This is a genomic window from Amycolatopsis sulphurea, from assembly GCF_002564045.1.
Classification (GTDB): Bacteria; Actinomycetota; Actinomycetes; order Mycobacteriales; family Pseudonocardiaceae; genus Amycolatopsis; species Amycolatopsis sulphurea.
In genome coordinates, this window is record NZ_PDJK01000002.1 from 970,613 (window position 1) to 995,479 (window position 24,867).

Consider the following 24,867-nt stretch of genomic DNA (forward strand, 5'->3'; position numbering starts at 1 on the left):
AATCCCGCACCACCGCACACCACACTCACCCGGCAACCCGCCACGGCATCCGCACCCCGCCCGGCACCATATCCGGCCGCACCAGCCCTGGCCCGACCGTCGCCCGGCGGGTGCGACCCGCCACTCCGCCGAACGACGCCCGCCCCTGCGGCGATACTCGTGGGATGAGCGGTGTGAACCTGCACTTCCTCGGGCACGCGACCACGCGGGCGAAGCTGGGCGGCCGGGTCGTGCGCACTGGATCCGGTACTCACCCGGTGGATCGGGCCGCTCACCCGCTCACCTTCCTGGGCCATCCGGAGCACGGAGCGGCCGAGGACACATCCCCTGCCGTCCCTTCGGAGGTCGCTTCATGAGCATGCCGTTTCCGCTGAACAGGCTGACCGAGCTGCCGCTGGGCACCCGGGTCGTGGTGCGTTACCGCGTCGAGGGCGGGTTCACCGACGCCCTCGGCCCGTTGCGCGAACGCGACGCGAGCACCTGCACCGTGGAGACCAAGCGCGGGCTGGTAGTGGTTCCGCTCGACGCCGTGGTCGCCGCGAAGCCGGTGCCGCCACCACCGGGCAAAACGGCTCGCGCGGGGCGCCGGAACCTGTGACGATCGGGCCCCACCGCGGCGAAACCCGAGCCGGCACGGGAGTCCACAATGGAGCGACGCCCGCCGGCGGCTCAGCCGGCCAGCTCGATGGCCAGCGCCGGGCAGATCTGCGCCGCCTCGCGCACCCGGTCGTGCAGCTCCTCCGGCGGATTCTCCTCCAGCAGCAGCACGATCCCGTCCTCCTCGCGCTGATCGAACACCTCCGGCGCGACCAGCACGCACTGTCCCGCCCCGACACATCGGGACTGATCAACGACCACCTTCATCGTGTTCCCTCCGTTCACCAGGTTACCGGGAGTTCGTGGGCCCCGTAGACCAGCATGTCGTGCTTGAACTTCACGTCGCCGAGCGGAATCGCCAGCGCGAGGGTGGGGATCCGCCGGTAGAGCGTGCGGTAGGCGACCTGCAGCTCGACGCGCGCGAGCGGCTGGCCGAGGCATTGGTGCACGCCGTAGCCGAACGCGACGTGGTGGCGCGCCTTGCGGGTCACGTCGAGCTTGTCCGGCTCGGGGAACTGGGTCGCGTCCCGGTTCGCGGCGTCGCCCGCGGCGATCAGGCCCTCGCCCTTGCGGATGCGGGTTCCGCCGACCTCGAAGTCTTCCAGCGCCACCCGACGCCGTCCGGTGTGCACGATGGTGAGGTAGCGCAACAGTTCCTCGACCGCGTTGGCCACGAGCTTGTCGTCGCCTTCCCGCACCGCGGCGAGCTGGTCCGGGTTCTGCAGCAACGCGGCGGTGCCGAGCGCGATCATGTTGGCCGTGGTCTCGTGCCCGGCCACCAGCAGCAGCTGGCCCATCGCGGCGACTTCCCCGACGGTCATCCCGCCGGTGGCCACCTGCTCCACGGCGAGCCTGCTGAACACGTCGTCACCCGGGTCGGCGAGCTTCTTCTCGACCAGATCTCCGAGGTAGGCGAGCATTTCCTCCATCGCGGCGAGCGACTGCTCGGCCGTCACGTCCTGGGCGACCAGGATCTTGCTGACCCGGTGGAAGAACGCGCGGTCGGCGTAGGGCACGCCGAGCAGCTCGCAGATCACCAGCGAAGGCACCGGGAGCGCGAAGGCCTGAACCAGATCCGCCGGCTTCGGGCCGGCCAGCAGGTCGTCGATCAGCTCGTCGACGATCTGCTGGATCCGGGGCCGCAGCCGCTCGACCTTCTTCACCATGAAGTCGCCGGTCAGCAACCTGCGCTGGGCGGCGTGCGCGGGATCATCCATGCTGATGAACGCTTTGGCGCGGTTCCGCCGCGCCTTGAGCCCCGCCGACTGGGCCGGGTACCCCGCGTTTTCGGTGTCGGCACTCACTTGCGGGCTCGTGAGCACCTCGCGCACATCGTCGTACCGGGTGAGCAGCCACGGTTCACTGCCGTCCCAGATCCTCACCCGCGACACCGGTTCGTCGTGCAGCCGGCGGGTGAGTTCCGGTGGTGGATCGAACGGGCAGCGTCCCCGCGCCATCGGGTAGTCCAGCGCGTCGGACAAGCTCTCCGACATCCCTTCCTCCTTTCATGAGGTTGCAGAAAGTCACCAAACGATTGTTCGGATACTTACTGAACACATGTTAGGCATGCTGGTGAACTTTTCGCCACCAGCCGGGTCAAGATCACCGGGACGGCCCAGGGCAGCCCGGGGCGAATCGGGAGAAACGCCCGTGGCTCAGGCGAAAACGAGGTCGACGAGTTCGTCGGCGAAGGCCAGCACGGCGTCCGGGCCGGTGTGCGCGGCGGAGGTGTGGAAGAGCGCGACCCGGCCGTGCGCGCCGACGAAGGCGATCACCCCGGCCCGTTCGACCGGCACCCGCAGCGGGACCCCGGCCTCGCCGCAGCGGGCGAACGCGGCATTGAGCAGATCGAGGATCTCGACCAGCGGCCCGACCGGCCGGGCGTCCGGCGACTGGCGGCTCGAACCGTTGGCGGTCATCAGCCGGTAATGACCCGGGTGGTCCATGGCGAACCGGCAGTAGGCATGGATGAGCGCGCGGACGCGGCCCACCACGTCCTCCGGGCCGACCTGCGCCTCGGCGGCCTCCATGAGCACGCGCAGCCGGGCGAACTCGTACCGGATCAGCCCCGCGACGAGCGCGGCCCGGTCGGTGAAGTGCTGGTAGATACTGGCCGGCGCGATCCCGACCGCCCTGGCGACGCCGCGGATGGTGAGCCCGTCCTCGCCGTCGAGTTCGGACAGCAGCCGGCTGGCCGCGTCGAGGATCTCCCCGCGCAGCCGATCACCCTCACCCCACCGGTTGCGTGTGCGCGGGGCACCGACCTCGATCTCTTCCGGCATCTCCTTATTCTTACTGCCCCGCCGCCACACCCGCGCCCCGGCCCGGCCGGTTTCGTCACCGGGGCGCCATCTCGGATTCACCCTCCGGGACCGCCCGATGGATAGCTTTTCGTGGTGAGCGAGGATTGGCTGGCCGATTTCCAGCACCAGATCGAGGAATTGCAGGCGAAAAGCCTGGTACTGCAGGAGAAACTGGCCACCGCGGAAGGTGCGGCCACTTCCCCGGACGGCCTGATCACGGTCCGGGTGAGCCCGAATGGAGCCATGCGGGCCCTGCGCATCGACGACCGGGCCTTGCGCTCCCGCGGCGGCGCGGCCCGGCTGACCGCCGCGATCATGCAGACCTACGGCAGAGCCCAGCGCCAAGTCTCCCGCGACCTGGCCGAGGCACTGGAACCGCTGGCGGGCGACTCGGAGATGATGGACGTGGTCCGGTCCTTCCTGCCGCCCCCGGAGGAGGACCCGGCCGCCGGGCCGACATCGGGCACGGACCCGGGGTCGCCGCTGCCGCCGGGGATCGTGGTCTCGTCCCGCACCACGGCTCCCGGCTCGCCGAGTTGATCACCCGGATTCCCCAGGGTCCCGGCAAAGTCGGTCGAAGGACCCGTGATCAGCAGAGAGAGCCGTGGCTGCCGCGTCATCATCGACGACACCTGCCCTCTTCGTCGATCACGCCCGGCAAGCAGGCGAAGCGGCGGTGTTCGAGATGCCCGACCACCTCGCGCTGTGCGCCAGACCTGTCCCGGGTCCGTGAAGGGGCCCTTCACGGACTCTGAGTCTGTGAAGGGCCCCTTCACAGACCTTCACGGCGGCGCAGGGCCCCTCACCCCGACTTTGCCGACACCGCGCCCCGACACCCTGCCCGGATTCCCTGCCCGGATTCCCTGCCCGGAAAACGACCGTGCCCCAGCCTGCTTGACATCGGATGGACAATAAAAAATCGGCGTGTCTTCCTGTGAAGAATAGGAACACCCGCCGAACTAAGTACAGTTTAACCACGGTGAGGGGCACGTGTCAAATCACAGGTACGAAACGGAACTGCGGTCCGAACAGGAGCACGTCGCCGGGCTGTATGCGCGGCTGGACGGGGAGCGGGTACGAGCGCGGCGGGAGTATCAGGCCGCGTTGGGGGACAACGGGGAGTCGCCGCTGGAGCGGGATGTGCGGGTGCGTTCGCTGGGGCGGGAGGTGCGTCGGCTGGACGTCGCGGACAACGGGCTGTGCTTCGGGCGGCTCGACGCGGTTTCCGGGGAGCATTCCTATCTCGGCCGGATCGGGCTTTTCGATCAAGAAAACGACTACGAACCCGTGCTGCTGGATTGGCGGGCGCCGGCCGCGCGGGCGTTCTACACCGCGACCGGGGCGACGCCGGAAGGGATGCGCCGGCGCCGGCAATTCCTCACCCGCGGGCGGGCCGTGCTCGATTTCACCGACGAGGTGTTCGGCAGGCCGGGAGCGGACGAGCGCGGCGACGCGGCGTTGCTCGCCGCGGTCAACGCGCCGCGGGGCGAGGGCATGCGGGACATCGTGGCGACGATCCAGGCCGAGCAGGACGAGATCATCCGGCTCGACCATCCCGGCGTGCTGGTGATCGAAGGCGGTCCGGGCACCGGAAAGACCGTGGTCGCCTTGCATCGGGTCGCCTATCTGCTCTACACGCAGCGGGAGCGGATGGAACGCCACGGCGTGCTCGTCGTCGGGCCGAATCCGGCGTTCCTGCACCACATCGGCCGGGTGCTGCCGTCGCTGGGCGAGAGCGACGTGGTGTTCATGACGCCCGGCGATCTCGTGCCGGGGCGGCACGTCACGGCCGAGGACGGGGCCGCCGGTGCCAAGGGCTCGCTGAAGATGCTGGACGTGCTGGGCAAGGCGATCGCCGATCGGCAGCGACTCCCGCGGACGCCGGTACCGATCGGGCTCGGCGACGTGTCAGTGCGGATCGACGCCGAAACCGCCGAATGGGCGAGAGACGAGGCCCGCGCGAGCGGCCTGCCGCACAACGAGGCGCGTGCGGTGTTCGTCGACATCGTCACCTACGTGCTCACCGAACGCGCCATCGCGCGGATCGGCCGCGGCTGGCTGACCCGTGACGACCGCGAATCCTGGGAGGACCTGCGCCGGAACCTGCTCGGCCAGCTGCAGGGTGACGACGTGTTCACCGCCACGATCGACGAGCTGTGGCCCGGCCTCACCCCGGAATCCGTGCTGTCCGGGCTCTACACCTGCCCGGAACGGCTGGCCGCGGCCGGGGCCGACCCGGCGTTGCTGCGCACCGACGGCGAGGCCTGGACCGTGTCCGACGTCCCGCTGCTCGACGAACTCGTCGATCTGCTCGGCCGGGACCCGGCCGTGGACAAGGCCGCCGAAGGGGCCGCCGCGCAGGAGCGCAAGGCCGCGGCCGACTACGCGGCCGGGGTCATGGATGTGCTGAAACTCGACCGGGAGGAGCTGGACGAGGATGTCCTGCTGACCGCCGAAAACCTGCTCTACGCCGAGGATCTGGCCGGTCACTTCACCGAGCGCGACACCCGTGAGCTGGCCGAACGCGCCGCCGCGGACCGGGACTGGACCTACCGGCACGTGGTGGTCGACGAGGCCCAGGAACTGTCCGAAATGGACTGGCGGGTGATCATGCGGCGCTGCCCCGGCCGGTCCTTCACGGTGGTCGGCGATCTGGCCCAGCGCCGGAACGCGGCCGGCGCCCGGTCCTGGGGCGGGATGCTCGACCGGTACGTGCCAGGCCGCTGGGTGTATCGCTCGCTCACGGTGAACTACCGCACCCCGGCGGAGATCATGGCGGTCGCCGCGGCGCTGCTGGCCGAGTTCTCCCCCGACGTGCAGCCGCCGGACTCGGTCCGTGCGTGCGGGGTCCGGCCGTGGTCGCGGCAGGTCAGCGAAGACGAGCTGGCCGCCGCGGTCGAGCAGTTCACCCGCGATGAAGACGCCCGTGAGGGCACCTGCGTGGTGATCGGGCCGCCGGACGTGCCGGGTGCGGTGCCGCCGTCGGAGACCAAGGGACTGGAGTACGACGCCGTGCTGATCGTGGACCCGGGGAAGATCCTCGCCGAAGGCCCGCGCGGCGCGTCCGACCTGTACGTCGCACTCACCCGCGCCACGCAACGGCTCGGCGTGCTGCACCGGGACCCACTCCCGCCAGCGCTCCACGCCCTCGCCCCCCTCACTCCCGCCACCGACGCGACCTAGCAGGGCTGTGAAGGGTCCCTTCACGGACGTCTAGACCGTGAAGGGACCCTTCACAGCCCTCCCGGAACCGCTGTCCCGGCGGTGCTTTCCCGGATCTCCAGGGAGAACGGCGGCTGGACTTCGTGCGGCGGGGTCCGCTCGGCGCCGGTGATCCGGGCGTGCACCAGATCGACGGCGGCGTCCGCGATGGCCGCCTTGTCCGGGGAGATGGTGGTGATCGAGGGCAGGCTGAACGCGCTCTCCTCGGTGTTGTCGAACCCGACGATCGCGATGTCCTCGGGCACCCGCAGACCATGTTCGGCCACCGAGCGCAGCGCCCCGACGGCGAGCAGGTCGTTGAAGCAGAACACCGCGTCCGGCGGCTCCGGCAGGTCCAGCAGCCGGTTCATCGCGGCCGCCCCGTTCGCCCGGTGGTACTTGTCCGCGGGCTCCAGCAGGGAGTCCACAACGGACAGACCGGCGTCGGTGAGCGCCGCGGTGTAGCCGGCGACCCGCAGCGAGGCCGTGCCACGGCGCGGGTTCACCCCGATCGCGGCGATCCTGCGCCGGCCGAGGGAGACCAGATGCGACACCGCGACGTGCGCGGCCCGCACGTTGTCGATGGCCACCCGGTCCAGCGCCACGTCCACCGCGTGCTCGCCGAGCAGCACCATCGGGATTCCCGTTCCGGGGTCGGGAAAATCCCCCGCCTCCAGCGCTTCCGGGTGCACCAGCGCGCCGTCCACCAGATGCGGCCCGAGAGAGTCCACAGTGGCCCGTTCCCGGGTTCGGGTCCCTTGTGTCTGTTCGATCAGGACACTCCAGCCGCGCCGCTGTGCCGCGGTGATCACCAGCCCGGCCAGTTCGCCGAAGTACGGGATGCTCAGCTCCGGCACCATCAGCGCGAGGAATCCGGTACGGCCACGGCGCAGGTTGCGCGCGCCGACGTTCGGCCGGTACCCGGTCGCGGCCAGCGCTTCCTCCACCCGGCGCCGGTTTTCCGGCTTCACGAACGCATAGCCGTTGACCACGTTCGAGACGGTCTTCACCGAAACGCCCGCCAGCGTCGCGACGTCCTTGAGTGTCACGGCCACGCCGACTCCCTCCACTTGCCACCGGCGCCCACTACGAGCCCCGGCGGACACGAAGTGTAGCGACCTTTTGCCTGTTTACAACGTTGTTCCAACGATGTAAAAATAGCGCGAGCTCGCCGGGGAGTGACTGCGGTCACGCCGGCGAGCGGGTCACCTTAGCCGTCCGCCGTGAGGAGTCCGCAGTGTCCCCGACCGCCACCGCTCGCCTGGTCCTCGTCACCGGTGCCGCCGCGGCCCTCGTGCTGGCCGGCTGCACCAGCCGCGAAGAAACCTCCTCGGCACCCGGCACCGGCGCGGGTCCGGCCGCGTCCGCCGCATCCGAGGCGCCGGTCGTGGACGGCAGCACGATCGCCAAGACCGGCTACCCCAAGGTGGACCCGAAGACCGCGGTCGTCGGCTTCTCCCAGTCGGAGAAGGAGGCCAACCCGTTCCGCATCGCGGAGACCCAGTCCATCAAGGACGAAGCGAAGAAACTCGGCATTCCGGAAGACCACCTGCTGACCACGAACGCGCAGAGTGACCTCAACAAGCAGGTCAGTGACATCAAGTCGCTGCTCGACCGGGGCGCGCAGCTGCTCATCGTGGCACCGCTGAACTCCGACGGCCTGCAGCCCGCATTCGACGCGGCGAAAGCGAAGAAGGTCCCGGTGGTCACCATCGACCGCCAGGTGAACTCGAAGCCGTGCACCGACTACCTGACCTTCATCGGCTCCAACTTCGTGGAACAGGGCCACCGCGCGGCCGCCGCGCTGGCGAAGTCCACCGGCGGCACCGGAAAAGTCGCGATCCTGCTCGGCTCCTCGGGCAACAACGTGACCACCGACCGTACCCAGGGTTTCAAGGACGAGCTGAAGAAGACGCCCGGCCTGTCCGTCGTCGCCGAGCAGACCGGCGAGTTCGACCGGTCCAAGGGCCAGCAGGTGACCGAGCAGCTGATCCAGAGCCATCCCGACCTGACCGCGGTGTACGCGGAGAACGACGAGATGGGCATCGGCGCGGTGAACGCGCTCAAGACCGCGGGCAAGAACCCGGGCAAAGACGTCAAAGTCGTGTCCGTGGACGGCACCCGCAACGCGGTGCAGCTGATCGCGGACGGCAGCTACAACGCGGTGATCGAGTCCAATCCGCGGTTCGGGCAGCTGGCCTTCCAGACCCTGCAGCAGTTCGCGGACGGCAAGGCGATCGCGCGGAGCATCGTGATCAGCGACGACGCCTACGACGAGTCGAATGCGGCGCAGAAGGTCGGGAATGCGTTCTGACCGGCAGACCCTGGCGGGCACCGGCCGGGCGGACGCCACCGCCGCACCGGTGCTGGAGGTGGCCGGGGTGACCAAGCGGTTCCCCGGCACGGTGGCCCTGGACGACGTCTCGTTCACGCTGCGGCGCGGCGAGGTGCACGCACTGGTCGGGGAGAACGGGGCCGGCAAGTCCACTTTGATCAAAGTGCTCACCGGGGTCTACCGGCCGGACGAGGGCCAGGTGCGCCACTTCGGCGAGCCGGTGGACTTCCGTCGCCCGATCGACGCGCAGCGGGCCGGGATCTCCACCATCTACCAGGAAGTCAATCTCGTCCCGCTGATGAGCGTTGCGAGCAATGTCTTCCTGGGCCGGGAACCCCGTACCCGCGGCGGGCTCGTGGACTGGTCTGCGATGAACGAGCAGGCCCGCGAACTGCTGGCCGGGTACGGCATCGAGACCGACGTGCGCCGTCCGCTGCACACGCTCGCGGTGGGTGCGCAGCAGATGGTCGCGCTCGCCCGCGCAGTGTCCACAAAGGCTGGTGTGGTGGTGATGGACGAGCCGACGTCCTCGTTGGAGCCACGCGAGGTGGACACCCTGTTCGAGGTGCTCGCCCGGCTGCACGCACAGGACATCGCGGTGCTCTACGTGAGTCACCGGATGGACGAGCTGTATCGCGTGTGCGACAGCGTCACCGTGCTGCGCGACGGCAAGGTTGTCCACAGTGGAGCATTGAAGCCGCTGCCGCGAATCGAGCTGGTGTCCATGATGCTCGGCCGGGAGATCCGCGAGATCCGCGCCGAGGGCGTGACCGCCTTCGGCGAGGAGCACCACGCCGGGAAGGAACCGTTGCTGCGAGCGGAGAATCTCACCGGCGGACGCAAGCTGCACGACGTGTCGGTCACCGTCGCGCCCGGCGAGGTAGTCGGGCTGGCGGGGTTGCTCGGGTCCGGCCGCAGCGAGACCGCCCGCGCGGTGGTCGGCGCCTTCCCGCTGGAGCACGGCACCGTGATGCTGGCCGGAAAGCCGTTGAAGCGCGGGAAGATCGCCACCGCGGTACGGTCCGGGGTCGCGCTGCTCGCCGAGGACCGCAAGTCCGACGGCATCATCCCGAACCTGTCCGTGCGGGAGAACATCGTGCTCGCCGCGCTGCCCCGGCTGTCCACCTTCGGTTTCGTCAACCGGGCCAAACAGGACCGGGTGGTCAGGACTTTCATGGAACGGCTGCGGATCAAGGCTTCCAGCCCGGAGCAGAAGGTCTCCGAACTCTCCGGCGGCAACCAGCAGAAGGTGCTGCTCGCGCGCTGGCTGGCCACCGGTCCGAAGGTCCTGCTGCTGGACGAGCCGACCCGCGGCATCGACGTCGGCGCCAAGGCCGAAGTACAGGCGCTGATCGACGAGCTGGCCAAGGAAGGTCTCGGCGTGCTGCTGATCTCCTCCGAGCTGGAGGAGCTGCTCGACGGCGCGGACCGCGTGGTCGTGCTGCGCGACGGCGCGGTGGCCGGCGAGCTGAGCGGCTCCGCGGTGACCGAAGACAACGTACTGGCCGCGATCGCCGCTGGGGGTGACGACGATGACGACCGCGACGCTGACCAGACCTGACCGTGCCCGCGTCACGAGCTGGCTGCAGAACTACGGGGTGTACCTCGCCGTCGTGGTACTGCTGCTGTTCAACCTGGCCTTCACCGAGAACTTCCTATCCCTCGCCAACTTCCGCACCCAGCTGGTGCAGGCGGCGCCGGTGTGCATCGTCGCGCTCGGCATGGCGCTGGTGATCGGCACCGAGGGCATCGACCTCTCGGTCGGCTCGGTGATGTCGATCGCCGCCGCACTGATACCGCTCTACCTCGGCGCCGGACCGGTGATGGCGGTGCTGGTCGCGCTCGCGGCGGGCGTGGTTTCCGGGCTGTTCAGCGGATTCCTGGTGGCCCGCCTCGGTATTCAGCCGATCATCGCGACCCTCGCCCTGCTGGTCGGCGGGCGTGGGCTGGCCCTGGTGATCGCGCACGGCCAGCTCGTCCAGCTGCACAACGCGGACTTCCTCGCGCTGGGCACCGGCGAGGTGCTCGGCATCCCGGTGATGGTGCTGGTCGCCGCGGTGCTCGCGGTGCTGGCCGGATTGCTGGTGCGGCGCACCACGTTCGGCCGGCAGCTGGTCGCGGTCGGCGGCAACCGCCCGGCCGCGACGCTCGCCGGGCTGCCGGTCAAGCGCGTGCTGATCGGGGTGTACGTGATCTCCGGCGCGCTGGCCGCGATCGCCGGAGTGCTGGCCACGGCCCGGCTCAGTGCCAGTGACCCCAACGAAATGGGGCTGCTGATGGAGCTGTCCGCGATCACCGCGGTGGTGGTCGGCGGAACTCCGCTCACCGGCGGCCGGGTACGTGTCCTCGGCACGGTGTTCGGTGCGCTGCTGATGCAGCTGGTGCACGCCACGCTGATCAAGCACAACCTGCCCGATTCCGCGGCGCAGATGGTGCAGGCCGCCATTATCGTCGCCGCGGTGTACGTCGCCAGGGAACGGAGCACGCGATGACCGCGACCGTCGCCGCTCCGTCGGAACGTGGGGCGAGCGTGGCCGCTGTGCTGCAGCGTCAGGGCGCCGCGGTGGTACTGGTGCTCGGCATCGTCGTGTCCTGGTTCGCCTTCCCGCACTTCGGCACGGCGGACAACCTGCGCAACCTGGTGTTGCAAGGCTCGTTCCTCGCGGTGATCGCGCTCGGCATGACGTTCGTGATCATCTCCGGCGGGATCGACCTGTCCGTCGGCTCGGTCTACGCGCTCGGCGGCGTGCTGGCCGCGTACGGGTCGCGCTACGGTCTGGTCGCGACGATCCTGCTGCCGCTTGTCGTTTGTGGACTGATCGGGCTGATCAACGGCCTGCTCATCGCGCGGACGCGAATGGCGCCGTTCATCGTCACACTCGCTTCGCTGTTGTTCGCCCGCGGTCTCCTGCTGGCGCTCACCAACGAAGGCGCGACAACGTACAAAGTGGAGCCCGGCTCGGCGTTCCTGTGGCTGGGGCAGGGCACCATCTTCGGCGTCGGCGTGCCGGTGTATCTCGCGTTGCTCCTTTTCGGACTCGGCGGGGTGCTGTTGCGCCGCACCAGGTTCGGCCAGTCCGTGTTCGCCATCGGCGGTTCGGAGCAGTCCGCGCTGCTGATGGGGCTGCCGGTGGCCCGCACCAAGGTCGCTCTCTACACGCTCAGCGGCGTGCTGGCCGGGCTGGCCGGCGTGCTCACCGCGGCGTACCTGCAGTCCGGCGTCACCGTGCTCGGCGTCGGCACCGAACTCGACGCGATCTCCGTGGTGGTGATCGGCGGCACGCTGCTCACCGGCGGCGCGGGCACGATCATCGGCACCCTCGTCGGTGTCGGACTCAAAACGCTGATCCAGAACGTGATCAACCAGGTCGGCACCCTCGACGCCAACTACCAGACGGTGGTCAGCGGGGCCTTCCTGCTGGTCGTCGTCGTGATCCAGCGGCTACTGGCCCGTTCTCGCAAGTCCTGACCGGCTCATCCCCGCACCAGGAGGTACGACGAATGTTCCGCCCTGCCCGCAGACCCGGCCGCTGGGCCACGGCGTTCGCGGCACTCGCCGTGGTCGTCGCCGGGCTGTCGAACGCACCCGCCGCCTCGGCGGCCGGCCCACCGCAGTGGCACCGGCTCGCCCCGCCGCTGACCACACCGTGGACCAGCCAGGTCTCCCCGGACAACGCGCTGCCGGACTATCCCCGGCCGCAACTGGCCCGCGACCAATGGCAGAACCTCAACGGGGTCTGGGAGTTCTCCGCGGCCAAGCCCGGCGACACGCCGCCGGTCGGCCGTGATCTGGCCGAACGCATCCTGGTCCCCTACCCGGTCGAATCCGCGCTGTCCGGGATCATGCGGCACGAGACCTCGATGTGGTACAAGCGCACCTTCCAAGTGCCGAAGAACTGGCAGGTGGGCGGCCGCGGCCAGCGGCTCCTGCTGCACTTCCAGGCGGTGGACTACGACACCACGGTGTGGGTCAACGGTCATCAGGTCGCCCACCACACCGGCGGCTACGACGCGTTCTCCGCGGACGTCACCAACGCGTTGACCACGGCGAAGGACCAGCAGATCGTGGTCGGCGTGCAAGACCCGAACGACACCGGCGGCCAGCCGCTGGGCAAGCAGCGCAAGCCGGGCGACGGGATCTTCTACACCCCGGCCTCGGGCATCTGGCAGACCGTGTGGCTGGAACCGGTGACCCCGGCGCACCTCGACCGGGTGGACACCACGCCGGACCTGGCTTCCGGCTCGGTCCTGGTGAACGCGGCCGTCGGCGGCCCGGCCCGGCAGCGTGTCGACGCGGTCGCCTACGACCACGGCAAGGTGGTCGGCCAGGTGTCCGGTGAGGCGAACAAACCGTTGCGGCTCAAGCTGACCAAGCCGCACCTGTGGACGCCGGACGATCCGTTCCTCTACGACCTGCAGGTGCGACTGTCCTCAGGGGACAGTGTGCGCTCGTACTTCGGCATGCGTTCGGTCTCGGTCGGCAAGACCGCGGACGGCAAGCAGCGGATGCTGCTCAACGGCAAGTTCGTGATGCAGCTGGGTCCGCTGGACCAGGGCTTCTGGCCGGACGGCATCTACACCGCGCCGACCGATTCGGCACTGAAATTCGATCTGGAGCAGGAAAAGGCGCTCGGCTTCAATATGGTGCGCAAGCACATCAAGGTGGAGCCGGACCGCTGGTACTACTACGCGGACAAGCTCGGCCTGATGGTCTGGCAGGACATGCCGGCGATGAAGGACGACGTCGAGCCGAGCCCGGCCGCACAGGCGAACTTCGAGTCCGAGCTGCACCGGATGATCGAGCAGCACCGCAGCTTCCCGTCCATCGTCACCTGGGTGCCGTTCAACGAGGGCTGGGGCGACTACGCCGTGGGCCGGATCGCCGACCAGGTCAAGGCCTGGGATCCGACCCGGCTGGTGGACGCCGAATCCGGGGTGAACTGCTGCCGGTCCGAACCGGACAGTGGCAAGGGAGACCTCTACGACGACCACACCTACACCGGACCGGGCACGCCCGTCCCGGACGGCACCCGGGCCGCGGTGGACGGTGAGTACGGCGGGCTCGGCCTCAAGGTCGACGGGCACCAGTTCGACCCGGCGGGCAGCTTCGCCTACGAAATGGAGCCGGACAGCGCCACGCTCACCCGCCGGTACGGCGAACTGCAGCAGAAGCTCCTGCTCGCCGGCCGCCGGTGCGGGGTGTCGGCCGGGGTCTACACCCAGACCACCGACGTGGAGAAGGAGGTCAACGGCTTCTTCACCTACGACCGTCAGGTGAAGAAGATGGACTTCGCGGCCGTGCGTGCGGCGAACCAGGCCGTGATCAGGGGCGTGGACGGCTCCGCGCAGCAAGGTCCGGTGATCCGGCCAGGCACGCCGGGAATCGATGGTATTGCCGCCTATCCCTTCGACGAGAACACCGGTACCACGGCAGCGGACTCGGTCGGCAACCACAACGCGACGCTCGTCGGCGGAGCCTCCTGGACCGCCGGGCACCAGGGCTCCGCGCTCTCGGTGAACGGTTCGGGCCAGTACGCGGACACCGGCGCCTCGCTGCTCAAGACCGACGCCGGCTACAGCGTTTCGGCCTGGGTGAAGTTCACTCAGCTCGGCGACGCTTTCCAGACCGTGGTGAGCCAGGACGGCAGCGACCACAGTGGGTTCTATCTGCAGTACTCGGGACAGGACCACAAGCTGGCGTTCAGTTTCGTCGGTACCCGGGCACTTGCCCCGATGACCCCGGAAGCGGGCAAGTGGTATCACCTGGTCGGTGTCCGTGACGCCGCGACGGGCAAGCTGTCGCTCTACGTGAACGGCCAGGAGGCCGCGAGCAAGAACGCCTGCCTCGGCGAGGCGAGCATCGGGCACACCGTGATCGGCCGCGGCCAGTACGGCGGCAAGCCGGTCGACTTCCTCAACGGAGCCGTGGACCAGGTGCACCTCTACGACCGTGCCCTGACCCCGGCCGAGGTGAAGACCCTCTACACCTCCTAATGGCCCCATGCTGTGAAGGGTCCCTTCACGGACGCTGAGTCCGTGAAGGGACCCTTCACAGCTGTTCCTGGCGCGCCTGCACCCGGCGGTAGCTCCAGATCAGCAGGGCGAAGATGATCAGCCCGGACAGGATCAGGCTGGTTCCGGTACTCCAGCTGCTGAACGGCAGGCTGCGTACCGTCCCCCAGACGATCCCGGCGGCGATCAGGGCCAGCCCGGCCAGCACCGAACCGGCGATCCGCAGCGGCGAGGCCACGCTCTCCTCGGCGGCCTTCATCGCCCGCCTGCGGACCGGGTCCACGAACCGCTCCAGCGCCGGGAACTGCGAAGCCAGCACGACCAGCCCGGCGAGCACCAGCAGCAGTCCCGGTCCGGGCAGCACCAGCAGGACCACCCCGACGATCACCAGCAGACCGCCGGCCACGGCCGCGATCACCTGCTTCACCGATCTGCCGACGCTCATCGGGCCTCCTCGGCACTGTCCGCTTCGGCCCAGTGTGCCCGGTCCGGCGGCGAAACGCCCAGCGAGCTCAGTCTCCCGCGAGCAACTGTGCAAACGGGACCGACGTGAACTCGTCGTCCGGCTTCGCTTCCGGCATCGCGTTCACCAGCGCAGCCAGTTCCTTCGCGGCGCGCTCCACTCGTTCCTGCAACGCCCCGCCCCAGTCCGACGACGCTGCGTACACGCCCGTCGCAACCGGATTCGCGCGAAGGTAAGCGAAGAGCGGCCGTAGCGCGAAGTCGAGTACAAGCGAATGCCGTTCCGTACCACCGGTCGCGGCAAGCAGCACCGGCTTACCTTCCAACGCTTCCTTGTCCAGCACGTCGAAGAACGACTTGAACAGACCGCTGTACGAAGCGGTGAACACCGGCGTGACGGCGATGAGCCCGTCTGCGCGCGTCACGGTGTCGATCGCTTCGCGCAGCCGTGGGCTTGGGAAGCCGGTGATCATGTTGTTCGTGACGTCGAGAGCGAAGTCACGCAGCTCGATCACCTCGACGGTGACCTCGTCGGCGAGCGCGGCACGGGCGGCTTCGGCGAGCCGGTCGGCCAGCAGCCGTGTGGACGACGGCTGGCTCAGCCCGGCGGTGACCACGGCGATGGTGCGTGCGGTCATGTCCGTCCTTCTTCCTGGCGATCTCGGCGGCTTCAGGCGAGCGACTCGGCGGGTACGGCCTTGAGCGATTCGTGCGTGGGCGCCTCCGGCACGTGCGCCGGGCGTTTCGCATCAAGTTCCTTGCGCAGCACCGGAACGACCTGTTCGCCGAGCAGGTCGAGCTGCTCCAGCACGGTCTTCAGCGGCAGGCCGGCGTGGTCCATCAGGAACAGCTGACGCTGGTAGTCGCCGAAGTGCTCGCGGAAGGTCAGCGTGCGGTCGATGACCTCCTGCGGGCTGCCCACGGTCAGCGGGGTCTGCTCGGTGAAGTCCTCCAGCGACGGTCCGTGTCCATACACTGGCGCATTGTCGAAGTACGGCCGGAACTCGTGCCACGCGTCCTGCGACTTGGGCCGGATGAAGGCCTGCCCGCCGAGCCCGACGATCGCCTGATCGGCCTTGCCGTGCCCGTAGTGCTCGAAACGCTGCCGGTAGAACGCGATCAGCTGCTGGAAGTGCGAAGTGGGCCAGAAAATGTGGTTCGCGAAGAACCCGTCGCCGTAGAACGCCGCCTGCTCGGCGATCTCCGGGCTGCGGATCGAACCGTGCCAGACGAACGGGGGCACGCCGTCGAGCGGGCGCGGGGTCGAGGTGAAACCCTGCAGGGGGGTGCGGAACCTGCCCTCCCAGTCGACCACCTCCTCGCGCCAGAGCTTGTGCAGCAGCGCGTAGTTCTCGACCGCCAGCGGGATCCCCTCGCGGATGTCCTTGCCGAACCACGGGTACACCGGGCCGGTGTTGCCGCGGCCGAGCATCAGATCGAGCCGCCCGTCCGCGAGGTGCTGCAGCATCGCGTAGTCCTCCGCGAGGCGCACCGGGTCGTTCGTGGTGATCAGCGTGGTCGAAGTGGACAGCACGATCTTCTTCGTCTGCGCGGCGATGTGCGAGAGCAGCACCGGCGGGTTGGCCGGCGCGGCGAACGGCGGGTTGTGATGCTCGCCGACCGCGAAGACGTCGAGACCGGCTTCCTCGGCCTTGAGCGCGATCCGCACCATCGCCTTGATGCGCTCATGCTCCGACGGCGTGACGCCGGTGGTGGGGTCCGTGGTGACGTCACCCACCGTGAAGATGCCGAACTGCATGATGCGCTCCTCCGCCGCTCGTTCGTTGCTCCAAGCTTACTTGCCCGGTCAACTACTCGCGCGAAAGAGGTATTCCCGGGGCGCCCCGTCGTGACCCAGGACACCTCTGGTCACCCATTCCAGACCGGAGCCAGCGATTCCTGACAGACGGGCCGGATATCCTGCAGTACGGTGTCGGCCCGGAGCCACGCTCCGGCGCCGGGCTCCCCCCTGTACTTCGCCTCGATCCGGGAGAAACGACCTCGTGACTGCTGAGACTCTGTACGGGGCCGACGACCTGACGCACCTCGAGGGCCTGGAAGCGGTCCGGAAGCGCCCCGGGATGTACATCGGCTCCACCGACAGCCGTGGCATCAACCACCTGTTCTCCGAGGTCGTGGACAACTCGACCGACGAGGGCGTGGCCGGGCACGCGGACCGCATCGTGGTCACCCTGCACGCCGACGGCAGCGTGCAGGTCGACGACAACGGCCGCGGCATCCCGACGGGCGTGCACGCCAAGTCCGGGCTCTCCGGGGTCGAGCTGGTGCTCACCCGGCTGCACGCGGGCGGCAAGTTCGGCGGCTCGGGATACAAGACCTCCGGCGGCCTGCACGGGGTCGGCGCCTCCGCGGTCAACGCACTGTCCCACCGCTTCGACGTCACGGTGAAGCAGAGCGGCACAGTGCACGAGATGTCGTTCGCGCACGGTGTGCCCGGCGTGTTCGACAGCCCCGGCCCGAAGGCCAAGTTCACCCGCCGCTCCGGCCTGACCATGGCCGGCAGGATGAAGCGCGGCGAACGCAGCGGCACGTCCATCCGATACTGGTACGACGCGCGATACTTCGAGACCGGCGCCGCGCTCGACGTGCAGGCCGTGCGCGCGAAGCTGCGCAACACCGCTTTCCTGGTCCCCGGCGTGACCTACGTACTGCGCACCGCCCTCGGCGACACGATCGAAGAGGAGACCTTCCACTTCCCGAACGGACTGGCCGACATGGTCGAGTTCCTCACCCCGTCCGGCGAGAAACCGGTGTGCGGCACGCTGATCATCACCGGCGAAGGCACCTACAAGGAGAACGCCGCCGACGCCAACGGGGTCATGCAGTCCAATGTGGAGCGCCACGCCGAGGTGGAGGTCGCGCTGCGCTGGGGCACCGGCTACGAGCGCACCGTGGAATGCTTCACCAACACCATCCGCAACCTGCACGGCGGCACCCACCGCCGCGGCTTCGACCGCGCGGTCACCCGGGCGTTGCAGGACGCGATCGGCAAGACCCGCGGGCTGCTCAAGCCCAAAGAGGACCCGCCGACCACCGAGGACGTGCTCGAAGGCATGACCGCGGTGATCCACGTGCGGCTGCCCGAGCCGCAGTTCACCTCGCAGACCAAGGACGAGCTGTCCACCGCCGGCATCACCCGCGTCATCCAGGGCATCGTGGACAAACGCCTGCGCGGCTGGACCGAGGACCGCAAGACCAAGTCCGAGGCCAAGGTCGTCCTGCAGAAGGTGGTCGACGCCGCCCGCGTCCGGCTGACCCAGAAACAGCAGAAGGACGCCGCCCGCCGCAAGACCGCCCTTGAGGGTGCGGCCATGCCCCCGAAGCTGGTGGACTGCCGCACCACCGGCGTTTCCCGCAGCGAGCTGTTCCTCGTGGAAGGGGATTCCGCCCTCGGGTGTTTTACTGGCGACACGCACGTGGCGCTGGCCTCGGGCCAGAGCCGCTCGTTCGCGGATCTGGCCACGGACTGGGAAAAGGGCATCACCCACTACGGCTACACCACGAACAAGGCGGGTCGCGTTGTCCTCGCTCCGCTCGTCGAGCCCCGCGTGACCAAACGAGGCGCGCCACTGGTCCGCGTCACGCTGGACAACGGCGAGTCGGTCCGCTGCACCCCGGACCACCTCTTCCGCCTCCGAGACGGCTCCTACCGCCGTGCGGACGCACTGGCACCGGGCGACTCGCTGATGCCGCTGTACCGTTCTGTTTCATCGTCCGCCGACGGAGACAAGCTCAACGGCTACGAGCGGGTCTGGATGAACGACCGTTCGGAATGGGTCTACACGCACTACCTCGCGGACGCCGACAACCTGCGCCACGGTCGCGACGACGTGGCGAACGGTAACGTCCGGCACCACGTGGACGTGGACAAGCGGAACAACGATCCCCGCAACATTCGCCGGATGACCTGGGAAGATCACGCCGCGCTGCACGCGTCGATGATGGGCGAACACGTCCACGAGGGATACCGGGCATGGCTTGCCGAAGGCGGCCTGGAGTTCAAGTCCGCGATGCTCTCGCAGCAGTGGAAGGACCCGGCCTTCCGCACCGCCTGCCTCGCCCGCCTGGCCGCGCTCAACAGCGACCCGGACTTCCGAAGGCGGCTCGAAGAGGGCTTCCAGACCTGGTACGCCGCGCTCAACACCGAGGAAAAGGCCGCCTATGCAGCGCGGCTGCGGCAGATGCAAGCCGAGTACTGGGCGAACCCGGACCATCGGGCGCAGGCCGCCGAACGAGTCCACGCCTTTTTCTCCGAGCCCGGACGACGCGAGGAGTGGAGCCGGCGGGCAGGCATCCAGTGGCAGGACGAGTCGCTGCGCGCCTGGCGTTCGCAGAAGACGATCGAGCAGTTTTCCTGCCCGGGCGAGCGAGAGCGGCAGCGTGCGGCCGTTCTCGCCTGGCACGAAGAACATCCCGAGTTCGGAGAGCAGCACTCCGCGCGCATGAAGCAGCGGATGAGCGATCCGGAAACCGGTCATCTCGCGAAGGTCCAGGCAGGGCGCGCAAAGTACGTCGCCTCAGTGCCGCGCGCGGACCGCGTAGCCCGGCAGAACGACGGGCGGCGCAACGCGGCCCTGAAGCGACTCTCCGCGATGTTGTCGTGCGCAGACGAAGAACTGGGTGCGAAATACGAGGAACACCGCAAGACCGCGGCACGAACCGGCCTGCGCTTCGCACGGCTGCTCGCGCATTTCGACGGTGACTACACCCGCCTTCGCGAGGCCGCGAAGAACGTGAACCACAGCGTCGTCAGCGTCGAACGGCTGACCGAGACCGCCGACGTCTACGACCTGACCGTCGACGGATATCACAACTTCGCCCTGGAATCCGGCGTATTCGTCCACAACAGCGCGCGTATGGCACGAGTTTCGGAGTATCAGGCCCTCCTCCCCCTGCGCGGCAAGATCCTCAACGTGCAGAAGGCGTCGCTGGGCGACACCCTGAAGAACGCCGAGATCGCCTCGATCGTGCAGGTGCTCGGCGCGGGGACCGGGCGCACCTTCGACCTGTCCACGATGCGCTACGGCCGGGTGATCCTGATGGCCGACGCCGATGTGGACGGTTCGCACATCCGGACCCTGCTGATCACCCTGTTCGCCAAGTACATGCGCCCGGTGATCGAGGACGGCAGGCTGTACGCGGCCATGCCGCCGCTGCACAAGATCACCACCAAGGGCCGCGGCGGCGAGACGGTCTTCACCTTCACCCAGCGCGAGATGGAGGCCAAGGTCGCCGAACTGGAGGCGGCGGGCAAGCAGGTCGTCACCCCGGTACCGCGGTTCAAGGGCCTCGGCGAGATGGACGCCGACGAACTGTGGGAGACCACCATGAACCCCGCCACCCGCTCGGTCCGCCGGATCACCCTCGACGACGCGGAAGCCGCCGAACTCGCACTGGAACTGCTGATGGGCGAGAAGGTCGAGCCCCGCCGCAACTGGCTGGTCGAATCCTCCGGCCGAGTCGACCGCGAAGCCATCGACGTCTGAGTTTTCCTTCGTTCCCAAGGAGTTTGTGAGCCATGGCCCGCCGAAACAAGGGCACTGCCACCAAGATCGACGCGACCGCGTTCGACCAGCCGGGGGCGCAGGTCTTCGACAATCCGCTGAAGACCGAGATCGAGGACTCCTACCTGGAGTACGCGTACTCGGTCATCCACTCCCGCGCCCTCCCGGACGCGCGAGACGGCCTGAAGCCGGTCCACCGCCGCATCCTCTACTCGATGAACGAGAACGGGTACCGGCCCAGCCACGCCTACGTGAAGTCCTCCCGCGTGGTCGGCGACTGTTTCGTCCGCGGCGCGCTGGTGCCGACGCCGGACGGCCTGCGCCCGATCGAAGGCATCGAGATCGGCGACCTGGTACTGGACAGTCACGGCACCGCCGTGCCGGTCACCGAGGCCTACCAGAACCCGCCTGCCGAACTCGTGCGCGTCACGTGGTCGAACGGCCACACGATGACCGTCACCCCCGGACAGCGGTTCCGGACGGTGACCGAGGATTCGACATTGACCTGGACGGCTGCCCGCGACCTGACCGGGCGGCTGACGCTCGGCTACGGAAGCGGCCGCCGCACTGCGGCGCCTGCCGGAGGAGATCGATACGCCTACCTCCTCGGCCTTGCCATCACCGAGAGTGGCCCCCGCAGCGACGCGAAGCGGGTTCCGGCGGAGATCCTCGCGGACCGATCGGCCTGGATTCCTTTCCTCGGCGGCCTTTTCGACGGAGACGGTGACGTCCGGGAGAACCATCGGGAGATCGCGTACGCCGGTATGAGCAGTGAACTCGTCCGGCAGGTCTACGCGATGCTCGCAGACCTGGGTATGCACGGTCGTCATGAACCGGACGGTCACGGGGCGCGGCAGGCCCTGTCGGTCAGCGGTTCCGACGCCGTGACTCTCGCACATGCGCTCCTTCCGTGGAGCACCATCGACCACAAGAAAAACAGCCTCGAAAATCTCGCGAAAAACGCCTTCGAGGACAGCGGAAAACCAGAAGAAAACGCATTCCAGACAGCACTGACAGCGGCGAGCGAAACGAAAGTCCGCTACGGCAACGACCGGCACGGAACTACACTGGCCGACCGCTCTTTTCCGCTTTCCCGGGCGAGCCAGGACGGCTGGATCGAGAAGCTGCGCCGAATCGGTTCTCCGCTTGCCGAACGGCTCGACGCCCTCCACGGGTTCTCGTTCCTCGGGGTAGCATCGGTTGAACCGGTCAGGCCGGACGTCACCTACGATATTCAAGTAGGCACCGAAGAACACGAATTCGTGGTCGAAGGTTTCGTCGTCCACAACTGCATGGGCAAATACCATCCGCACGGCGACACCGCGATTTACGATGCCATGGTACGATTAGCTCAGGATTTCTCTCTGAATGCCCCTCTTATCGACGGGCATGGAAATTTTGGAAGCCCAGACGACGGACCGGCTGCGAGCCGTTACACCGAAGCCCGGATGTCCCCCGAAGCCATGCTCCTGGTCGGCGAGCTGGGCGAGGACACCGTCGATTTCCGGCCCAACTACGACGGTTCCCTGCAGGAGCCCTCGGTGCTGCCCGCCGCCTACCCGAACCTGCTGGTCAACGGCACTTCCGGGATCGCGGTCGGGATGGCCACCAACATGATCCCGCACAATCTCGGTGAGGTGATCGGGGCCGCGCGGTGGCTGATCAACCATCCGGCCGCGAGTCTCGACAAGCTGATGGAGTACGTGCCCGGCCCCGATCTGCCCACCGGCGGCAGCCTGCTGGGTCTCGACGAGGTGCGCAAGGCCTACGAGACCGGCCGCGGGGTCGTGCGCATGCGCGCGATCGTGGAGACCGGGCCGCTGGAGGGCAGCCGCGGGCGGCAGGCGATCACGGTCACCGAGCTGCCCTACGGGGTCGGGCCGGAGAAGGTGATCGAGAAGATCACCGACGAGGTCAACAAGTCCAAGCGGCTCACCGGGATCGCGGACGTCAAGGACCTCACCGACCGGGAGAACGGCACCCGGCTGGTGATCGAGTGCAAGGTGGGGGTGAATCCGCAGGCGCTGCTGGCCGATCTGTACCGGCTCACGCCGCTGGAGCAGTCCTTCGGCATCAACAACCTGGTGCTCGTCGACGGCCAGCCGCAGACGCTCGGGCTCAAGGCGCTGCTGGAGGTCTTCCTCAAGCACCGCTACGAGGTGGTCACCCGGCGCACCCGCTACCGGCGCCGCAAGCGCGAGGAACGGCTGCACCTGGTCGAGGGCCTGCTGATCGCGTTGCTGAACATCGACAAGGTGATCCGGCTGATCCGGGAGAGCGAGGACGCCGCCGCGGCCAAGGACGGCCTGATGCGGCGGTTCAAGCTCTCCGAGATCCAGGCCACCTACATCCTGGACACCCCGCTGCGCCGGCTCACCAAGTACGACCGGCTGGAGCTGGAGAGCGAGCAGGACCGGCTGCGTGCGGAGATCGCCGAGCTGACCACCATTCTCGAGGACGAGTCGGTGCTCAAGAAGCTGGTCTCCACCGAGCTGGCGAAGATCGCCAAGGACTTTCCCACCGAGCGGCGCACCCGGCTCATCGACGGGGACCTCAAGGAAGTGCTGGCCGCGTCCAAGCCGTCCGGTCCGCTGGAGGTCACCGACGACCCGTGTCAGGTGATCCTCTCCGCCACCGGGCTGGTCGCGCGCACCGCCGCGGAATCCGAGGAGTCCGCGGAGGTCCGGCGCCGCAACGGGCGGGTGAAGCACGACACGATGGTCGCAGTGGTCCATACCACTGCGCGGGGTCAGGTACTGCTGGTGACCAGCCGCGGGCGGGCGTTCAAGACCGAGGTGCTGCCGTTGCCGGTGCTGCCCGAGCAGGCGGGCACGGTCTCGCTGCGCGGCGGGATGGCCGCGAAGGAGCTGGTCCCGCTGGAGAAGGGCGAACGCGTGGTCGGCATCGCCCCGCTCGGCGAGCAGGCGGCGGGCTCGCCGGGGCTGGCGATCGGCACCCGGGCCGGGGTGGTGAAGGTGTGCTCGCCGGACTGGCCGGTCCGCTCGGACGAGTTCGAGGTGATCTCGCTCAAGAGCGGCGACGAGGTGATCGGCGCGACCTGGCTCACCGACGGCGGGGAGACGCTGGCGTTCCTGTCCTCGGATGCGTCCATGCTGCGGTTCGCCGCCTCGCTGGTGCGGCCGCAGGGCATCAAGAGCGGCGGGATGGCCGGGATCAACCTGTCCGCGGGGGCGTCGGCGGTCTTCTTCGGCGCGATCCGCACCGATGACGAGGAGCACGGCGAGCCGATGGTGGTGACCGCCACCGGGCAGAGCGTGAAGGTCACCCCGTTCAGCGAGTATCCGGCGAAGGGCCGGGCGACCGGCGGGGTCCGGGCGCACCGCTTCCTCAAGGGCGAGCATCAGGTGCTGGTCGCCTGGATCGGCCCCCGGCCGGCCGGGGCGGCGAAGAACGGCGATCCGGTCGAGCTGCCGGAGATCGACCTGCGGCGGGACGGTTCGGGGCATGCCCATCCGGGCCCGGATGTGGTCGGGCACGTGATCGAACGGGACTGAGGCGGCCGGGCCGCTCGTCCGGGCACCTCGGGTTCCCGAACGAGCGGCCCGGCCGAGCGGACGCTGTCGGCCGAAGATCGTTCCGGCCTACCATGCGGGTCCCGGTGACCTGGAAACGAAGAGGATTGCCCGATGGCGCAGACGATCGGCTGGAACACCTTCGTCGACACCGCGGCGCAGGCCGAGCACCGGCGGCTGCGGTTGCTGGAGGAGAGCTTCGACCCGTTCAGTTTCCGGCAGCTGGACAGCGCCGGCGTGCGGCCTGGCTGGCAGTGCCTGGAAGTCGGCGCCGGGGCGGGTTCGGTGGCCGCGCGGCTGGCCGAACTGGCCGGGCCGGAGAACGTGGTGGCGACCGATCTCAGCCACGCCTTCCTCGGCCCGCTGGCCGAACTCGGGGTCCGTGTGCTGCACCACGACGTCACCACGGACGACGCGCCCGGCGAGTTCGACCTCATCCACACCCGGTTCGTGCTGGAGCATCTGCCCGATCGCGGGGCGGTGATCAAGCGCCTGGCGTCGTGGCTCAAGCCCGGTGGCCGGCTGCTGATCGAGATCGGCACCACGCTGCCCGAGCTGTCCTCGCATCCGGCGACCCGCCAGGCGATGACGGTGCTGGCGCGGGTGATGGCCGAACGTGTGGGCACCGCCCCGGAATGGGCTCGCACGCTGCCCGTCCCGCTGGAGGAAGCCGGGCTGACCGGCTGCACCGCCGAAGGCCTGATCCTGCCCGCGCGTGGCGGGCAGCCGTTGGCGTCCTGGCTGAAGAACACCGTCAAACTGGTCGAGGACCACGCCCTCACCACCGGTCTGATCACCCGCGAAGTTCTCGACGAGGCCTACGCGACCTACGAGACGCCGTCCTTTGTGGACTACGCCTGGATGACCGTGGCCGCGCAGGGCCGCCGGGCCTGAGCACG

19 protein-coding genes are annotated in these 24,867 nt (G+C 68.8%); 12 read left to right on the forward strand and 7 right to left on the reverse strand.

Annotation, left to right across the window (positions count from 1 at the left end; translation table 11 throughout):
• Window positions 1-164: 164 nt before the first annotated feature.
• Both ATK36_RS10415 and ATK36_RS10420 read left to right on the forward strand, forming a co-directional pair.
• Entirely contained in the window at window positions 165-356 is a 192-nt protein-coding gene (locus tag ATK36_RS10415) for a hypothetical protein (RefSeq protein ID WP_098511066.1), read from the forward strand.
• The gene (locus ATK36_RS10420) at window positions 353-598 is read left to right on the forward strand and encodes a putative acetyltransferase (RefSeq protein WP_245914598.1); all 246 of its coding nucleotides are present in this window, start codon (window positions 353-355) and stop codon (window positions 596-598) included. Before ATK36_RS10415 ends, ATK36_RS10420 begins: the two co-directional genes overlap by 4 nt.
• Before the next feature lie 71 nt (window positions 599-669).
• Here the strand turns inward: ATK36_RS10420 and ATK36_RS10425 are convergent, their stop codons facing one another.
• From ATK36_RS10425 to ATK36_RS10435, 3 genes are all read right to left on the reverse strand, one after another.
• Complete coding sequence (locus tag ATK36_RS10425; protein WP_098511067.1) at window positions 670-864, reverse strand: ferredoxin; 195 nt, start codon at window positions 862-864, stop codon at window positions 670-672.
• A gap of 14 nt (window positions 865-878) precedes the next feature.
• A complete protein-coding gene (locus ATK36_RS10430; RefSeq protein ID WP_098511068.1) occupies window positions 879-2,090 on the reverse strand; it encodes a cytochrome P450 in 1,212 nt (403 codons plus the stop codon).
• Between the two features lie 162 nt (window positions 2,091-2,252).
• Window positions 2,253-2,879: a TetR/AcrR family transcriptional regulator gene (locus ATK36_RS10435; RefSeq protein ID WP_098511069.1), complete on the reverse strand. Its 627-nt coding sequence runs from the start codon at window positions 2,877-2,879 to the stop codon at window positions 2,253-2,255.
• A 114-nt stretch (window positions 2,880-2,993) separates the two neighbouring features.
• Here ATK36_RS10435 and ATK36_RS10440 point away from each other — a divergent pair, with 114 nt between their 5' ends.
• The gene (locus ATK36_RS10440; RefSeq protein ID WP_245914600.1) at window positions 2,994-3,440 is read left to right on the forward strand and encodes a YbaB/EbfC family nucleoid-associated protein; all 447 of its coding nucleotides are present in this window, start codon (window positions 2,994-2,996) and stop codon (window positions 3,438-3,440) included.
• Window positions 3,441-3,890: 450 nt separating this feature from the next.
• Window positions 3,891-6,083 (forward strand): RNA polymerase recycling motor ATPase HelR, encoded by a 2,193-nt coding sequence (gene helR / locus ATK36_RS10445; RefSeq protein ID WP_211291854.1) that lies wholly within the window; start codon window positions 3,891-3,893, stop codon window positions 6,081-6,083.
• Between the two features lie 50 nt (window positions 6,084-6,133).
• On the opposite strand, the gene ATK36_RS10450 is transcribed toward helR, so the two are convergent.
• Window positions 6,134-7,156 (reverse strand): LacI family DNA-binding transcriptional regulator, encoded by a 1,023-nt coding sequence (locus ATK36_RS10450; RefSeq protein WP_098511070.1) that lies wholly within the window; start codon window positions 7,154-7,156, stop codon window positions 6,134-6,136.
• Between the two features lie 182 nt (window positions 7,157-7,338).
• Here ATK36_RS10450 and ATK36_RS10455 point away from each other — a divergent pair, with 182 nt between their 5' ends.
• The 5 genes from ATK36_RS10455 to ATK36_RS10475 are packed head-to-tail and all read left to right on the forward strand — an operon-like array spanning window position 7,339 to window position 14,430.
• The gene (locus ATK36_RS10455) at window positions 7,339-8,415 is read left to right on the forward strand and encodes an ABC transporter substrate-binding protein (RefSeq protein WP_098511071.1); all 1,077 of its coding nucleotides are present in this window, start codon (window positions 7,339-7,341) and stop codon (window positions 8,413-8,415) included.
• Window positions 8,405-9,997 carry a sugar ABC transporter ATP-binding protein gene (locus ATK36_RS10460; protein ID WP_098511072.1) on the forward strand — a complete coding sequence of 531 codons (1,593 nt, stop codon included), beginning with the start codon at window positions 8,405-8,407 and terminating at the stop codon, window positions 9,995-9,997. The genes ATK36_RS10455 and ATK36_RS10460 overlap by 11 nt, the downstream gene beginning before the upstream one ends.
• Window positions 9,969-10,928 carry an ABC transporter permease gene (locus ATK36_RS10465; protein WP_098511073.1) on the forward strand — a complete coding sequence of 320 codons (960 nt, stop codon included), beginning with the start codon at window positions 9,969-9,971 and terminating at the stop codon, window positions 10,926-10,928. The genes ATK36_RS10460 and ATK36_RS10465 overlap by 29 nt, the downstream gene beginning before the upstream one ends.
• The gene (locus ATK36_RS10470; RefSeq protein ID WP_098511074.1) at window positions 10,925-11,905 is read left to right on the forward strand and encodes an ABC transporter permease; all 981 of its coding nucleotides are present in this window, start codon (window positions 10,925-10,927) and stop codon (window positions 11,903-11,905) included. Before ATK36_RS10465 ends, ATK36_RS10470 begins: the two co-directional genes overlap by 4 nt.
• Before the next feature lie 32 nt (window positions 11,906-11,937).
• Complete coding sequence (locus tag ATK36_RS10475) at window positions 11,938-14,430, forward strand: LamG-like jellyroll fold domain-containing protein (RefSeq protein WP_098511075.1); 2,493 nt, start codon at window positions 11,938-11,940, stop codon at window positions 14,428-14,430.
• A gap of 55 nt (window positions 14,431-14,485) precedes the next feature.
• Here the strand turns inward: ATK36_RS10475 and ATK36_RS10480 are convergent, their stop codons facing one another.
• The 3 genes from ATK36_RS10480 to ATK36_RS10490 all read right to left on the reverse strand — a co-directional run bounded on the left by ATK36_RS10480 (window position 14,486) and on the right by ATK36_RS10490 (window position 16,669).
• Window positions 14,486-14,893: a PGPGW domain-containing protein gene (locus tag ATK36_RS10480; RefSeq protein WP_098511076.1), complete on the reverse strand. Its 408-nt coding sequence runs from the start codon at window positions 14,891-14,893 to the stop codon at window positions 14,486-14,488.
• Between the two features lie 67 nt (window positions 14,894-14,960).
• The gene (locus ATK36_RS10485) at window positions 14,961-15,548 is read right to left on the reverse strand and encodes an FMN reductase (protein WP_098511077.1); all 588 of its coding nucleotides are present in this window, start codon (window positions 15,546-15,548) and stop codon (window positions 14,961-14,963) included.
• A gap of 32 nt (window positions 15,549-15,580) precedes the next feature.
• Window positions 15,581-16,669 (reverse strand): LLM class flavin-dependent oxidoreductase, encoded by a 1,089-nt coding sequence (locus ATK36_RS10490; RefSeq protein WP_098511078.1) that lies wholly within the window; start codon window positions 16,667-16,669, stop codon window positions 15,581-15,583.
• A gap of 244 nt (window positions 16,670-16,913) precedes the next feature.
• Between ATK36_RS10490 and ATK36_RS34925 the strand changes: the two genes are divergently transcribed.
• From ATK36_RS34925 to ATK36_RS10505, 3 genes are all read left to right on the forward strand, one after another.
• Window positions 16,914-20,417 carry an ATP-binding protein gene (locus tag ATK36_RS34925; RefSeq protein WP_098511079.1) on the forward strand — a complete coding sequence of 1,168 codons (3,504 nt, stop codon included), beginning with the start codon at window positions 16,914-16,916 and terminating at the stop codon, window positions 20,415-20,417.
• 32 nt (window positions 20,418-20,449) lie between these two features.
• On the forward strand, window positions 20,450-23,950 hold the full coding sequence (locus tag ATK36_RS10500; RefSeq protein WP_098511080.1) for a DNA topoisomerase (ATP-hydrolyzing): 3,501 nt from the start codon (window positions 20,450-20,452) through the stop codon (window positions 23,948-23,950).
• Between the two features lie 132 nt (window positions 23,951-24,082).
• Window positions 24,083-24,862: a class I SAM-dependent methyltransferase gene (locus ATK36_RS10505; RefSeq protein ID WP_098511081.1), complete on the forward strand. Its 780-nt coding sequence runs from the start codon at window positions 24,083-24,085 to the stop codon at window positions 24,860-24,862.
• The last annotated feature ends 5 nt before the right edge of the window (window positions 24,863-24,867 follow it).